Annotated in this window: 13 protein-coding genes; 5 read left to right on the top strand and 8 right to left on the bottom strand. The window is 43.1% G+C overall.

Annotation, left to right across the window (positions count from 1 at the left end; translation table 11 throughout):
* The first annotated feature begins 53 nt into the window (after positions 1 to 53).
* Together GXK58_RS09995 and GXK58_RS09990 are read left to right on the top strand one after the other, a co-directional pair.
* Positions 54 to 452: a cytosolic protein gene (locus GXK58_RS09995; RefSeq protein ID WP_160722313.1), complete on the top strand. Its 399-nt coding sequence runs from the start codon at positions 54 to 56 to the stop codon at positions 450 to 452.
* A 205-nt stretch (positions 453 to 657) separates the two neighbouring features.
* On the top strand, positions 658 to 1,185 hold the full coding sequence (locus tag GXK58_RS09990) for an ECF transporter S component (RefSeq protein ID WP_160722311.1): 528 nt from the start codon (positions 658 to 660) through the stop codon (positions 1,183 to 1,185).
* A gap of 57 nt (positions 1,186 to 1,242) precedes the next feature.
* Here the strand turns inward: GXK58_RS09990 and GXK58_RS09985 are convergent, their stop codons facing one another.
* Together GXK58_RS09985 and GXK58_RS09980 are read right to left on the bottom strand one after the other, a co-directional pair.
* Positions 1,243 to 1,626: a VOC family protein gene (locus tag GXK58_RS09985; RefSeq protein ID WP_160722309.1), complete on the bottom strand. Its 384-nt coding sequence runs from the start codon at positions 1,624 to 1,626 to the stop codon at positions 1,243 to 1,245.
* Positions 1,627 to 1,647: 21 nt separating this feature from the next.
* On the bottom strand, positions 1,648 to 2,211 hold the full coding sequence (locus GXK58_RS09980; protein WP_160722307.1) for an FAD-dependent oxidoreductase: 564 nt from the start codon (positions 2,209 to 2,211) through the stop codon (positions 1,648 to 1,650).
* Between the two features lie 168 nt (positions 2,212 to 2,379).
* On the opposite strand from GXK58_RS09980, the gene pxpB reads away from it, so the two are divergent.
* The 3 genes from pxpB to GXK58_RS09965 are packed head-to-tail and all read left to right on the top strand — an operon-like array spanning position 2,380 to position 4,812.
* On the top strand, positions 2,380 to 3,099 hold the full coding sequence (pxpB, locus tag GXK58_RS09975) for a 5-oxoprolinase subunit PxpB (RefSeq protein WP_160722305.1): 720 nt from the start codon (positions 2,380 to 2,382) through the stop codon (positions 3,097 to 3,099).
* Between the two features lie 4 nt (positions 3,100 to 3,103).
* On the top strand, positions 3,104 to 3,862 hold the full coding sequence (locus tag GXK58_RS09970) for a LamB/YcsF family protein (RefSeq protein ID WP_160722303.1): 759 nt from the start codon (positions 3,104 to 3,106) through the stop codon (positions 3,860 to 3,862).
* A complete protein-coding gene (locus GXK58_RS09965) occupies positions 3,859 to 4,812 on the top strand; it encodes a biotin-dependent carboxyltransferase family protein (protein WP_337248172.1) in 954 nt (317 codons plus the stop codon). Before GXK58_RS09970 ends, GXK58_RS09965 begins: the two co-directional genes overlap by 4 nt.
* A 66-nt stretch (positions 4,813 to 4,878) precedes the next feature.
* Here the strand turns inward: GXK58_RS09965 and GXK58_RS09960 are convergent, their stop codons facing one another.
* The 6 genes from GXK58_RS09960 to GXK58_RS09935 all read right to left on the bottom strand — a co-directional run bounded on the left by GXK58_RS09960 (position 4,879) and on the right by GXK58_RS09935 (position 14,621).
* A complete protein-coding gene (locus GXK58_RS09960) occupies positions 4,879 to 6,090 on the bottom strand; it encodes an MFS transporter (protein WP_160722301.1) in 1,212 nt (403 codons plus the stop codon).
* Between the two features lie 14 nt (positions 6,091 to 6,104).
* Positions 6,105 to 6,518: a MarR family winged helix-turn-helix transcriptional regulator gene (locus GXK58_RS09955; RefSeq protein WP_160722299.1), complete on the bottom strand. Its 414-nt coding sequence runs from the start codon at positions 6,516 to 6,518 to the stop codon at positions 6,105 to 6,107.
* A gap of 510 nt (positions 6,519 to 7,028) precedes the next feature.
* Positions 7,029 to 10,478: a methionine synthase gene (gene metH, locus GXK58_RS09950; RefSeq protein ID WP_160722297.1), complete on the bottom strand. Its 3,450-nt coding sequence runs from the start codon at positions 10,476 to 10,478 to the stop codon at positions 7,029 to 7,031.
* Positions 10,456 to 12,315: a bifunctional homocysteine S-methyltransferase/methylenetetrahydrofolate reductase gene (locus tag GXK58_RS09945; protein WP_160722295.1), complete on the bottom strand. Its 1,860-nt coding sequence runs from the start codon at positions 12,313 to 12,315 to the stop codon at positions 10,456 to 10,458. The genes metH and GXK58_RS09945 overlap by 23 nt, the downstream gene beginning before the upstream one ends.
* Before the next feature lie 3 nt (positions 12,316 to 12,318).
* Positions 12,319 to 13,509 (bottom strand): cystathionine beta-lyase, encoded by a 1,191-nt coding sequence (gene metC / locus GXK58_RS09940; RefSeq protein WP_160722293.1) that lies wholly within the window; start codon positions 13,507 to 13,509, stop codon positions 12,319 to 12,321.
* Positions 13,509 to 14,621 carry a methionine biosynthesis PLP-dependent protein gene (locus tag GXK58_RS09935; protein WP_160722291.1) on the bottom strand — a complete coding sequence of 371 codons (1,113 nt, stop codon included), beginning with the start codon at positions 14,619 to 14,621 and terminating at the stop codon, positions 13,509 to 13,511. Before GXK58_RS09935 ends, metC begins: the two co-directional genes overlap by 1 nt.
* Positions 14,622 to 14,672 lie beyond the last annotated feature (51 nt).

Below are 14,672 nucleotides of genomic sequence, written 5' to 3'. Positions count from 1 at the left end.
GTGGGCATCCTACTAACAGTGTTTGACTTTGATGAAAAGGTAAGGAGGATATCATGGAATCATTTGTAGTTGGTTTTCACCAAGAAGATAATGTGGACAGCATGCAAGTACAGAAAATAAATCAAGAGGAATTTAACACAGCAACTGAAGGCGGGACAAGACATTTATTTGAGCTTGATACCAATATTGGCTTTTTTGTCTTTTTTGATGCGGCAGACATTGATGGGAATCTTTCTTATATGGTATTGCAGTATGAAGAGGATAATGAAGACCCTGTCGGCTGTTATTCCTTCCAGCTTAAAGACTTCTATGAGTTTATGGCGCTATTTTTAAATGACCTTACAATTGGCGACGAAGAGGATGAAGAGGAAGAGCAGGAATATGGCCCTATTCATCATCTAGCCCATTTGCTGTTTCATATCGTCGAAGCTGGCAAGGATCTTAAAGTTTAGAAACTCCCACACTATCTGGTGGGGTACAGGTATTACTGTAAAAAAGTTCAGACCCTTTAAGGCTCTGAACTTTTTTACGATTCAAATTCATCATGTTTTTTCGTATTTGATTTCCCCACCTCATTCTGAATATTTCCAATATCTAATATACGACATCGATAAAGTAGTATGATATTATGAAAAAAAAGAAAAAAGGGGTCATCATATGAATTCTACATACTCACATGCAGCACCAACTAAAACTAGGGCTATCGTCATTAATGCACTTTTCATTGCATTAACTCTAGTAGCGACCATGTTCATCAATTTAAGACTTCCAATCATGGGGAACGGTGGATTAATCCATCTCGGAAACGTACCACTTTTTATAGCGGCCTTGGTTTACGGTAAAAAAACAGGGGCGATTGCAGGAGCCTTCGGGATGGGCTTATTCGATATTATCTCAGGCTGGGCGATATGGTCACCATTTACCTTCGTTATCGTAGGGTTGATGGGCTTTGTCGTCGGTCTTATAACGGAAAAGGTACCTGGTAATCGGGCCCTTGTAAGCACACTTGCCATTGCCCTTGCACTGATTATAAAAGTAGTAGGCTACTATTTTGCAGAAGTGGCCCTCTACGGTAACTGGGTCCAGCCACTCGGTTCCATCCCAGGAAACGTGATGCAAGTGGTAATCGCGGGAATCATTGTTGTCCCGCTTACAGCACGCTTAAAGCAAAGAGCCAAATTTTAATATATTTTTTTAACGAAAAAGAGGCTAACTTAAGCCTCTTTTTTCGTGGATCTAAAATTATCTTTTGAAAAACTCTACTTTTTCCCCATCAGGGCCATTGACAAAGAAATTGCGATACCCGTTAGGAAGGGTATCCACTTCTTCGCTAATAAAAGCTACTTCTAGTCCTTTTAACCGGTTAAATTCTTCGTCGATATCATCTACTAAGAAAGCAATGTGATTTACCTTTCCTTCTTCCGGCAGGTTTGGATTGCCTCCATGAACTAATTCTAATTCCGTTTCATCCGAACCGTTGAAACCAAGGAAAGCAAGGGTAAGGGCTCCATCAGCAATGGTAAACTGGTCCTTTAGTTCCATCCCAACAACCTCTTGATAAAAGGTAAGTGATGCATTTAAGTCTTTAACAAATACGCCAACATGGTCCATCTTTTTAACAGCCATTTTGATTGCTCCTTAGCTTAATTAAGATTTCAATACATCATGGTCAACATAGCGTTCACCGTTGATTTCACTAATTACATTAATCGCCACTTTCGCACCGTCACCAGCAGTAATGATTGTATGTACACTCACACCAGCTACGGTTCCGGCTGCCCAAATTCCATCGATATTTGTTTTTCCAGCTGCATCTACATCCAAGACAGTTTTGATTCTTGGTTCTGTTCCAGGCTTGGTTTTTAGACCAATAGGTTCAGCGAGAGCAGTTAAGGCTCCAGTTGCCACAATGACATGCTTGGCTTGGTATTCGTTTTGATCGGTTACGACTTTGAAACCTTCTTCATTTTTATGAACATCGGTTACGGTAGCTTCTACTATTTCTGCCCCAAATTTTGCGGCTTGCTTTTTACCAATATCAATTAGATCTGGTCCAGTAATTTCCGCCACTCCATAATGGTTTTCAATCCAAGCACGTTTTGTCATACTTTTATCATTATCAACAACTAATGTTTTCTTTCCTGCCTTGGCAGTAAAAAGCGCAGCACTTGCCCCGGCAGCACCTGCCCCAATAACAACTACATCAAACATCTAAGATCCCTCCTATATCTAGTAATAATTCTAGCTTATCGCAATTAAAAATTAATGTAAAATGAAGTGCTTTCAATGTAAATTTTGGGTGGAAAGTGGGCCATAATACTTGAATTTTACCCTTCTAGCAGATAACTTTAAACCAACGATGAATAATAGGGGATTGCTATGATTGAGATTCATTTATTGGGAGATAGCGCGGTTAGTGTTTCGTTCGGGAATGAAATAAATGAAGTGCTCTATAAGGAGATACAGCAATTCATTTCTAGGGTTAAGCAGGCAAATCTAAAAGGCGTGGTCGAGTTTGTGCCTTCCTACTGTACGGTTGCCATTTATTATAAACCTGAGATTATTAACTTTTATGAATTAGAAGAAAGCCTCAAAAGCATTTATCATCATCAAACTAATTTGGAACAACAGGAACGAGTGGTTTACGAAGTTCCTGTCTATTACGGCGGAACGACAGGTCCTGATTTAACGTATGTGGCAAACTACCATCAACTGAGCGAAGAAGCGGTGATTCGTCTGCATACGAGCCAGGAATACCTGATTTATATGATGGGTTTTGTTCCAGGCTTTCCTTATTTGGGAGGACTTCCCCCGAGTCTTGCGGTTCCAAGACTCGACCATCCACGGCCAAAAGTGCAGGCAGGCTCGGTCGGAATAGGAGGAAATCAAACAGGCATTTATCCGGCTGAGGTACCATCCGGCTGGCGTATTATTGGTATCACACCCGTTCCGCTCTTTGACATCGAGCGTCCGTCACCATTTCTTTTCTCTGCCGGGGATTATATTAAATTTTATTCGGTAGATTTCAAGGAGTATAAAGAAATCCAGCAATTACTAGCTTTAAAAGCATTTGAGGTAAAGACCTATAAAAAGGAGTAAACAAATGAGAGTGATTGATTTAAATAGTGATTTGGGTGAAAGTTTTGGAGCGTTTAAGATTGGAAATGATGAAGAAGTTTTAAAATACATCTCATCTGCAAATATTGCCTGCGGGTATCATAGCGGTGATCACAATGTGATGTTTGAGACCGTAAGACTTGCCAAAAAATATGGAGTTCAAATCGGTGCACATCCCGGCTTCCCAGATTTAGCGGGATTTGGCAGGAGAGAAATGCAGCTGACTCCTAGCGAGATTCATCATCTCGTTATTTATCAAATCGGTGCATTAGCAGCTGTGTGTAAGGCGTGTGGGGCTGATCTAGTACATGTAAAGCCTCATGGTGCTTTATATAATATGGCAGCAAAGAATCGAGAAATGGCCGATGCGATCACACAAGCTGTGTATGATGTGAATCCTGGACTCGTGTTATTTGCCCTAGCTGGAAGCAAACTAGCCATGGCTGGGAAAGAGAGAGGCTTAAAGGTCGCTGGAGAAGTGTTTGCTGACCGGACCTACCAGCCTGATGGAACGTTAACCCACCGAAAGGAACCGAATGCTATGATTCACGATTCAGAACTTGCCATTAACCGAGTGATTCGGATGATTAAGGAAGGAAAAGTCGAGATCGTTGATGGGACGGATATCGCAATTGAAGCGGATACTATTTGTGTTCATGGGGATGACCCGCACGCCCTGGAATTTGCCTCCAAATTAAAGAAGGCTTTTCTCCAAGAGAATATCCAGATGAGAAAAAGCTGGTGAACCAATTGTGTGCCATTTTAAAAGTATTAAAACCGGGGCTGCAAACATCGGTGCAGGATCTAGGACGATATGGGTACCAGCAATATGGAATTAGCACATCCGGGGCGATGGATAGTTACTCCATGCATGCCGCAAATATCCTCGTGGGTAATGCTGCTGGTGAAGCCGTTCTTGAGGCAGCCATGATTGGACCGGAACTGGAGGCATTATGCGATGTGGCAGTGGCGATTTGCGGTGGGGATTTTAGTCCGAAAGTGGACGGGGAGGAAGTGGCCCTATGGAAAAGCTTCCTGCTGCGAAAGGGCCAGGTTTTGACGATAGGAACGTGTCAACAAGGAGCGCGTGCATTAATAGCTATTGGAGGTGGCATTGACGTTCCCTTTGTGTTAGGCAGTAAATCTACCTTCTTAAATGGAAAGCTAGGCGGATATGAGGGACGGGCATTGAGTAAGGGCGATGTATTGAAGGGCAGACCGGTGATCAGAAAACCCTTTAAGAAACTTCGTCCAGATTTAGTTCCTTCTTATTCAAAAGAAATCACGGTAAGGGTCATTTTAGGTCCGCAAGAGGGGAGATTTACGGAGCAGAGTATTCAACGCTTTTTCTCCGAAGAATTTATAGTAACACCTCAATCGAACCGGATGGGCTATCAGCTAAAGGGACCAAAACTGGAACACATCGGCGGCCCAGACATCATATCCGACCCCATTCCATTAGGAGGAATCCAAGTCCCCGCCAGCGGCCAGCCCATCATCCTCCTCGCCGACAGACAAACCACCGGAGGCTACACTAGAATCGGCACAGTGATCTCCGTAGACATTGCGAGGCTTGCCCAAGCGGTGACAGGCACCATTATTCACTTTTCCATGGTGTCAGTAGAGGAAGCGCAGCAGCTTTATGTTGAAAGGCAGAGATTATTAAAACATTTGCAGCTGGGGGCGGCAAAATAAAAAGAACCATCATTTCCTAAGTGGGAATGATGGTTCTTGTGTTTAAACTGATATTTACTTCAAAGCTTAAATTTCCTGTACTTTTGTTTGCTGTTGTGCAGATTCTTTGGCAGCAGTGCTCTTCTTCGTATGAAGGAAGTAAAAAAGCACTAAGCCGATTAAGATATAGAAGGAGAAGAAGCAATATAAAGTACTATAATCCATCGTTGAGGCAATAACCCCAACGATAAAGGAACCTAACGCAATTCCAGTATCATAAATAGATAGGAACGTTGCCGTAGCCAATCCTCTTTTTCGTGGCTCCGCATCTTGAATCGCAATGGTTTGGAAGGTTGGGAAAAGGGTTCCCCAGCCGATACCAATCAAACCTGCTGATACAAGGAACGTAACAGCTCCATTGCTTTGACTCAAGATAAACATCCCGATGGCAAAAAGAACGATACATGGGTAAGTCATTACATTAGGGCCATATTGGTCCAGCCACTTGCCTGTAAATGGTCTTGATGCTAATAAGACAATCGCATAGACCACAAAGAACATACTGGCGATGTGCTCTAAATGAATTTCACTTGCATAAATCGATACAAATGATAAAAGCGCCGAATACACAATCGCCATAAAGCTTCCGACGATAGAAATTGGAACAGCAGAGACTTCAAATAGGCTGCTGATCGAAAACGATGACTGAGCCTTCGTTTGTGCAGGTTCTTCAAATGTGTTGTGTTTCACAATGAGCCCTGTAACTAACGAACAAAAAGCTACAATGACACTAAGGATAAATAATGGACGTGCACCCCATTGCTGCATGGCCATTAAACCAATAAATGGACCAAAAACCATCGCCAAATTGGTTGACATCGCGAAGTACCCCATTCCCTCACCGCGGCGGGAGGCAGGAATCATATCGGCTACAATCGTACCAACAGCTGTTGTCGCCATTCCAAACCCAATTCCATGTAACAGGCGGATAATTAAGAATCCTGTAATGGTTTTAGGGAAGAAATATAAAAGGGATGCAGCTGCGAAAAGAATGAGTGCTGTGAGCAGAACCTTCTTATTGCCAGCTCGCCCAAGCCATTGACCGGCTAAAGGTCGGGAGATGATGGCTGATAGTAAAAATACGGTGGTCATTAGTCCTGCCATTGAAGAACTGCTATGTAATTCGTCAAGGGCGTATGAGGGAAGGGTGACAAGTAAGACATAAAAGGTTAAAAAGAGAAAAAGATTACTAAAGGAGATACTAATAAAGTTTTTCGTCCAAAGTTTTGGTTTATTCATATGATGCACCTCTGTTATAAAATTTGCTGTAACCAGCTTTTTTGCAATTGTAAAAGTTGTTCTCGTGATTCAAGAGGGAAGTTTTTCATGAGTTCCTGATTGGCCGAATTCACGATTTGTTCCCAGGCTGGGTATTCCTGAAGGGCTATATTCGTTAATTGTACATATTTTTCTCGTTTGTCTTTCCCAGGTATTTGAGTTACGTAGCCTTGTTTGACTAGACGTTGGATGGTTCGTGTCATAGGTGGCGCTTCGACAAATAGGTAATCGCAAAGTTCTTTTTGTGTCAGCGACCCTTTATTTTTGAGTACATAGATAACGGACCACTGGGCACTATATAATCCTAATGGTTTTAGAGCTTCGTTAAGTGTATTGGTGAGATGTCTTGATAGCTGATGAAGGGTATGGAATAGTTCGTGGGTTATCATAAGTCGCTCCATCTTTTTTAATAGTTACCTAGGTAAATATATTCTATATTGGTGTTTATGTCAAGGGTTGTGCTAAAAATTGGGTGGTGGTATGACATAAGGGGCGAGCGGTGCTGACGGCGGATCTGGCTTTTTTTATGATAAAAGACGGGCAGGCGGAATAAAAGGGAAGAATGGCGGAATTATTCCAGAAAACGGCGGAAATATAACAAAAATAGGCGGAATAAATTCTAAGTCGCGCGGAAAAAACGCAAAAATCGGCGGAATTCACAGCAACAATCAAAAAGAAATCCCATTAAGAAACGCAATTTTTAAAGGGTGAAAATTAGGTTTGGCGGAATTACTCCATAATTCGGCGGAAATACAACAAGAACAGGCGGGAAAAATTCCACAATGCGCGGAAAAAACTCAAAAACAGGCGGAAATCACCTCATCACCACACACGCATCACCACCACCATCCCAATCCACACACAAAAAATCCGCGGAAATAATATCCGCGGACTACATCTTATCTATTCACATTAAAATACCGAGCCTCAGGATGAGCAAAAACAATCGCAGAAACCGATGCCTCCGGCTCCATCATACAGCCCTCCGTCAACTCAATCCCAATCTCCTCAGGATGAATCAACTTAAACAACTTCTTCTGGTCTTCTAACTCCGGACATGCCGGGTAACCAAACGAGAAACGCTGCCCCTGATATTTCGCCGTAAAACGATCCTGCATCGTGAAATCAAGCGGATCCGGGAAGCCCCAGCGATCACGCATCTGGCGGTGAATCAACTCAGCAAAACCTTCAGCAGACTCAAGCGCCAATGACTGAAGCGCATGACTTTCAAGAAAACGTCCTTCTGCCTTGAACTCATCGGCCTTTTGGCGAATGCCTCGGCCAGCTGTCACCGTAAAGAAGCCAACATAATCCATCACACCACTGTCAACCGACTTTAAAAAGTCAGCTAAACAAAGGAATGGTGCGGATTCCTGACGAGGGAAATCAAAGGTTTCAATAATGGTCTTTTGATCTTCTGGATCATAGATAAATACCTTATTACCGTCCGATTGGGCCGGGAAGAATTGATAGGATGCTGCAGGTGTAATCCAGTTATTTGCACTGGCATCTGCTAACAATTGATCAACTGTCCCTTTGATTTTTAAGGCCTTTTCATCCTTCTCTGCAAGCAGCTTAGAAAGTTTTCCTTTCAAACCAAGATGATGCCCGATTAACATTTGCATATTAATATACGGCTCAATATGAGATAGAGAATAAGATCTTAAAATATGCCTTTTCGTATCCATCGGTGTAAAAACAGGTACCTCTGTTGACACCGCCGGTTTCACTTTTACCGCAACGGAACTCGCTGGACGGGCAGGTAATTCCCTTGGTACATCCAATGCCGCCAGCTTTTCTGCTTTATCATCCAACAGCTTCTGATATTCTTCCGGTGACTGCAATTGGTTGGCAAGCGATAGACCGTTCATGGCATCCTTTGCATAAAGAACTAGGCCATCATATTCCTTGGCAATCCTCGTGTCAGTGAACTTGCGAGAAAGGGCTGCACCGCCAACTAGTATCGGCACAGAAATTCCAGCTTCCTTCATGTCTTGGGCAGTTAACACCATCTGCTGTGCTGATTTAACCAGCAAACCGGACAACCCAACCATATCAGGCTTCTCTTCACGAATGGCTTGCACCAATTCTGTTGGAGTAACTTTAATTCCCAAGTCGACAACATCATAACCATTATTGCTTAAAATAATATCAACAAGGTTTTTACCGATATCGTGAACATCACCTTTAACGGTTGCTAAAATAACTTTACCTTTTGAAGCAGACACATCGCCTTTTTCCATATGAGGCTCAAGGAAGGAAACTGAAGCTTTCATCACTTCGGCACTTTGCAGAACCTCCGCCACAATTAACTGGTTGTCATTAAACAGACGGCCAACCTCTTTCATGCCATCCATTAATGGACCATTAATAATATCAAGTGGAGCAGGGTACGTAGAAAGGGCTATCTCTAAATCCGGGAGCAGACCTTCCTTTGTGCCCTCAATCACATAATAGGCAAGGCGTTCTTCTAATGTCATATTAGGAATAGTGGTCTTTGCTTCCTTCTTTTTCCCGCGATAAAACTCAGTAAAAGTAGCTAATGTTTCATCGGTTGTATCAAATAACAAAGCTTCCGCTAGTTGAACTTCATCCTTAGAGATGGAAGCAAACCGCTCAAGCTTTTCGGTATTCACAATCGCATAATCCAAGCCAGCCTGCGTACAATGGTAAAGGAAAACTGAATTCAGCACTTCCCGTCCAACAGGAGGCAGCCCGAAGGAAACGTTACTGATTCCAAGGATGGTCTGCACATTTGGCAAGGCTTCTTTAATCATTCGAATTCCATCAACGGTCGCTTTTGCTGAGCCGATATATTGTTCATCACCTGTACCCACAGGGAACACAAGCGGGTCAAAAATCAGATCCTGTGACTTTAGCCCATATTTATTGACTAACAGGTCATGGGAACGTTTGGCAATCGCCAGTTTGCGTTCAGCTGAAACACCCATTCCTTCTTCATCAATCGTTCCGACAACAACAGCCGCACCGTAACGGTGAATCAAAGGTACAATCGCTTCAAAGCGCTCTTCTCCATCCTCAAGGTTAATCGAATTGATAATCGCTTTCCCTTGGGAATACTTGAGGGCTCTTTCAATGACCTTTTCATCAGTAGAATCAATGACAAGCGGCACTTTTACTTTTTTAACAACTTCTTTTATAAAATTCTCCATATCAACTATTTCGTCACGATCTGGGTCGGCAAGACAAATATCAATAACATGGGCGCCGCCCTTTACCTGTGCACGGGCAACTTCTGAAGCTTCTTCAAATTTGCCTTCGGTAATTAATCGTTTGAACTTCCGAGAACCAATAACATTTGTCCGTTCCCCAACCATGATCGGTCTTAAGGTAGGATCATCATAAATAAATGGATCAATCCCTGACACCATGTGCGTTGTGGATGATTGGAATGGACGAGGCTGATATTCCTTCATCGCGTCAGCAATCGCCTTGATATGCTCAGGTGTTGTTCCGCAGCAGCCGCCGACAATATTCAACCAGCCATGGGCAGCAAAATCGGACAGCTTCTTCGCCAATATTTCCGGTGTTTCATGGTAGTGGCCATCTTCATCAGGCAAGCCGGCATTTGGATAGCAGCTGACCGCTACTGTTGATAAACCTGATAGTGAACGAATATGGTCCTGCATGAATTCAGGGCCCGTCGCACAGTTAAGACCGACAGCGATAGGATTCATGTGTTCAACAGAAATAAAGAACGATTCAATCGTTTGTCCAGCCAATGTGGTTCCCATCGGTTCGATGGTACCTGAAATAAAGATCGGCAAGGTTTTGCCTGTTTTTGAAAAAGCACTTTGAATCCCAACGAAACCAGCCTTTACGTTCAATAAGTCCTGGCTTGTTTCTAATAAAAGTAAATCAACGCCGCCGTCAATTAAACCAATCGCCTGCTCCTCATAAGTGGCAGAGAGGGCGTCGAAGGTAGTGCCCCCAGTGACACTTAATGTTTTCGTAGTCGGACCCATGGATCCTGCTACATAACGTGGCCATTCATCCGTCGAAACGCTCATCACTTCCCGGACAGCAAGCATCGCCGCGATTTTATTAATCTCATAAGCTTTATATCCAAGTTCATATTCGTCCAAAACAAGGCTTGTTGCCCCGAACGTATTCGTTTCAATGATGTCTGCACCAGCCTCTAAGTATTCACGGTGAATACGGGAAATGACGGAAGGAGCTGTTAAAACAAGGTGTTCATTACAGCCCTCGTACTCTTCACCGCCAAAATCCTCGGCTGTAAGATTGGCTTGCTGCAGCATCGTACCCATTGCACCGTCCATGACTAAGATGCGCTTTTTAAGTTGTTCAGAAAATGGTGTTTTCGGCATAGCTGGCCCCCCTAATCTCACTTGCTCGCTGGTTGGCATATAGAGCCAGTTCAGCGGTCATTTCATAACGCAGGAATGGTGTAATTAAATAAATTCCATTGAATAAATCTAATGCAGTATCAATGAGTGACTTGGTAATCGCCACGCCTTCTCTAGCGGCTGCAATCGGATTGTCATTCAACGAAGCCATCCGGTCGCGAATCGAGTCGGCAATCTTGATTCCAGGCACTTCATTGTGTAAAAACTCTGCATTTTTACTGCCTGTTAATGGCATTAGGCCAATATAAACCGGTGCATCTAGATGTTTCGTATGTTCATAGACTTCAATCAATTTCTCCTCAGAAAAAACAGGCTGAGAAATGAAATAATCGGCACCGTATTGAATCTTTTTTTCCAAACGCTTTACAGCTTTCTCGACTGAGCGGACATTCGGATTAAAAGCTCCCGCCACACTAAAGGCTGTTTTTTGCCCCAGGTCTTTACCGGAGAAGGATAAGCCCTCGTTCATCTGTTTAATCATTTGAATCAATTCAAATGAGGATACATCATAAACAGAAGAGGCACCAGGGAAATCCCCAACTCTGGCCGGGTCGCCTGTAATTGCAAGGACATCATGCATGCCAAGGGTATGAAGGCCCATTAAGTGAGATTGAAGTCCGATAATATTACGGTCGCGGCAGGCAAGATGAATCAGCGGCCGCATCCCCAATTCACTTTTTAAAAGATAGCCTAAAGACTCATTAGAAATTCGAACGGTTGCCAGCGAGTTATCTGCTAGTGTAATCGAATCAATGCCCGCTTCCTTAAGAGCTTTAGCTCCTTCGAAAAATTTAGTCGTATCCAGCTTCCGAGGAGGATCCAGCTCAACAATAACAGAAGGCCGTTCTTTAACGATTTCCTGCAGGGGAGTGTATTCCCGTTTCGGAGCAGATTCGACAACAATCTTCTTTTGTTGCAATTTTACAACTTTTTCAGTCACAGGGATACTGTTCTTTAACTCTGCCGCAAAACCGCGAATGTGATCGGGCGTGGTACCACAGCAGCCCCCAAGCAAGCGTACGCCTTCATTTCTAAAGTTTTGCGCTGATTTCTGAAAATAATCCGCATCACCTTCATAATGAAACTTTCCATCTGTATAGGTTGGAAGACTGGCATTTGGATAGGCTGAAAGGAAGCTATGCTTCGGAATTTCAACTTGCTCCAACGCTAACAACATATGGTGCGGGCCTAACCGGCAGTTCAGGCCGACCACATCGGCGCCAAGACCTTCCAGCCTTTTTAATGCGTCATTCACAGGAGTACGGTCATGTAAAAATCCAGGTTCGGAAAGGGAAACCTGAGTAATGATTGGCAGCTTGGTTTCCTTCCGTGCAATCGTAAGGACAGTTTCAAGTTCTTCTAGGTCGTAAAAGGTCTCAAACAATAATCCATCGACACCTTCCATCAGCAAACAATATAATTGCTCACGGAAGCTTCGTTTTAATTCTTCTATTGTTATGGAACTCGTTTTAATCCCGCGATTGCCGCCAATCGTCCCGAGCACATATGCATTCGATTGGGCAGCTTTTTTTGCATTACGAACGGCGGCGCTATTGATTTCCTTTACCGAGTCTTCTAATCCATACCGCTGCAACTTTAAATAGTTTGCAGCATAGGTGTGGGTTTGAATGACATCTGCGCCAGCGTCAATATAGGCCCGATGGATATTTTGGATTTGTTCGGCTTGAGAAATGTTTAATTCCTCCGAACAGGAATCCAACCCAAATGAATAAAGCAGCGTGCCCATCGCACCATCAGCTATTAAAATTTGATTTTGTAATTTTTCTAATAGATTCATTGTTTATGACTCTCCTTGATGTAAAACCAAATGTTTTGCACGTACCTCCTCAAGGGCTTGAGAGAAATCCTTAATCAAGTCATCTGGATTTTCAAGACCAACCGATAAGCGGACAAGTCCATCGGTAATTCCTCGTTGCAGGCGGTCTTCGCGAGACATCGCCGCGTGAGACATTTTTGCTGGATAAGAAAGAATCGATTCAACTGCTCCTAAGCTTACCGCAAAAACAGGTATTTTCACATTCGCAACAAACGTACGAAGGGCATCTTCAGTCGCTAGTTCAAAGGATAAAACTGCTCCTGGACCATCGGCTTGCTCTTTTTGAATTGCATATTGCGGGTGGCTTTCGAGCCCTGGATAATGAACCTTCTCTACAAGTGGGTGTACATCTAAAAACTCTGCTATTTTAATCGCTGCTTTTTGTGATTGTTCGAGACGAACAGACAGAGTCTTGATTCCACGTAATACAAGCCATGCATCTTGAACACCTAGAATCGCACCGAAACTATTTTGTAAGAATCCTAGTCTTTTAGCCAACTCTTCATCTTTAACAACAGCAAGTCCTGCCACGACATCACTATGACCTGCCAAGAACTTAGTCGCACTATGAAGCACGACATCTGCCCCTAGTAGCAATGGCTTCTGGTGGTATGGAGTAAGGAATGTGTTATCAACAAAGGTTAATGCACCGATTTCCTTTGCAATCTCACTGACCGCTTTGATATCTGTTACTTTCATTAATGGATTGGATGGTGTTTCCACATAAAAAGCTTTCGTATTCGGCTGAATGGCGTCTTTCACTTCATCTAAATTGGTCATATCCACAAACGTATGCTCAATTCCAAGTCTTGTAAGAACTTGGGTTACCATACGGAAGGTACCGCCGTAAACATCCTCAGTAATCACAATATGGTCACCAGAGGATAGAAGAAGGAAGGCAGTTGAAATAGCTGCCATTCCTGACGCAAAAGCAAATCCTTTCACACCGCCCTCAAGTTCCGCAATCACATCTTCCAGTGCTTCCCTTGTTGGGTTTAAACTGCGGCCATAATCATACTTACCAAACGAATCAAAGTCAGATTGATGGAAGGTAGAAGCATGCTGAATAGGAACACTAACCGCCCCAGTTACCGGATCAATTTTATGTTTGTTGTGAAGCAGTCTGGTTTCAAAACTAAATTCTTCGTGTGCCATTATGCAATTACCCCTTCCTGAACTTTAGCGAATGCGTGATGTAAATCTTCAATAATATCTTGTGAATCTTCAATTCCAACTGAGAAACGTAATAAACGATTGCAAACACCAGCAGCAATGCGGATCTCTTCTGGGATATCCATATGTGTCTGAGTTGCTGGATAAGTAATGAAGCTTTCTGTGCCGCCTAAGCTTTCGGCAAAACTAATTAGATTTAAATTCTGTAAGAATGGATTTACCCATGCTTCGTCCTTGATTCTGAAGGAAACCATTCCGCCGCGGCCTGGGTAAAGAACATCGGTTACAGCATCATGCTGGGAAAAGAACTCTACGATGGCCTTTGCATTCTTTTCATGGCGTTCCATTCTTAGGGACAATGTCTTCATTCCGCGCATTAATAACCAAGAGTCAAATGGACTCAAGACTGCTCCAGCACCATTATGATGGAAAGCCAGCGCTTCGCAAATCTCTTTTCCTTTTGCTACAACTAAGCCGGCTAAGACGTCATTATGACCTCCAAGGTATTTCGTGCCGCTATGGATAACAATATCTGCCCCAAGGCTGATTGGCTGTTGTAAAAGTGGTGTATAGAACGTATTGTCCACGATTAACAATAGTCCATGCTGCTTTGCAATTTTTGAAATCGCCGCAATATCAGATTCCTGCATCAACGGATTGGTTGGTGTTTCTAAGAAAATCGCTTTTGTTTGCGTGGTGATTTTTTTCTCAACATCTTCCGGACAACATGTATTTACATATTGAGTCTTTAAGCCCCATTTTTTATAGCCTTTTTCTAATAAGCGATAAGTTCCGCCATATAGATCTTCACTCACGATCCATTCGTCACCAGATTCAAATAATGCTAGGATCAGTTGGATAGCTGCCATACCAGAGCTAGTAGCAAATCCTTGATCGGCACCTTCCAAATCAGCGATCGTTTTTTCAAGCAGCTGGCGTGTTGGATTTCCTGTTCGTGTATAGTCAAACCCGGTAGATTGCCCGATTCCCTCATGGCGGAAGGCTGTTGAGAAGTATACAGGCGGGTTTACTGTTCCCGTTGTTGTTTCGCTGCGGTTACCAATTTGGGCTAGTTTTGTATCGATTTTGTACATATCGGACACTCCTTGTAGTTAAATAGTATAAGTTCAACTCTAACGCGATTA

The sequence above is a fragment of the Bacillus sp. USDA818B3_A genome (assembly GCF_009928415.1).
Lineage (GTDB): Bacteria > Bacillota > Bacilli > Bacillales > Cytobacillaceae > Neobacillus.
The sequence above is the reverse complement of the archived record's forward strand: the minus strand, read 5'-3'. Positions and strand labels throughout refer to the sequence as shown.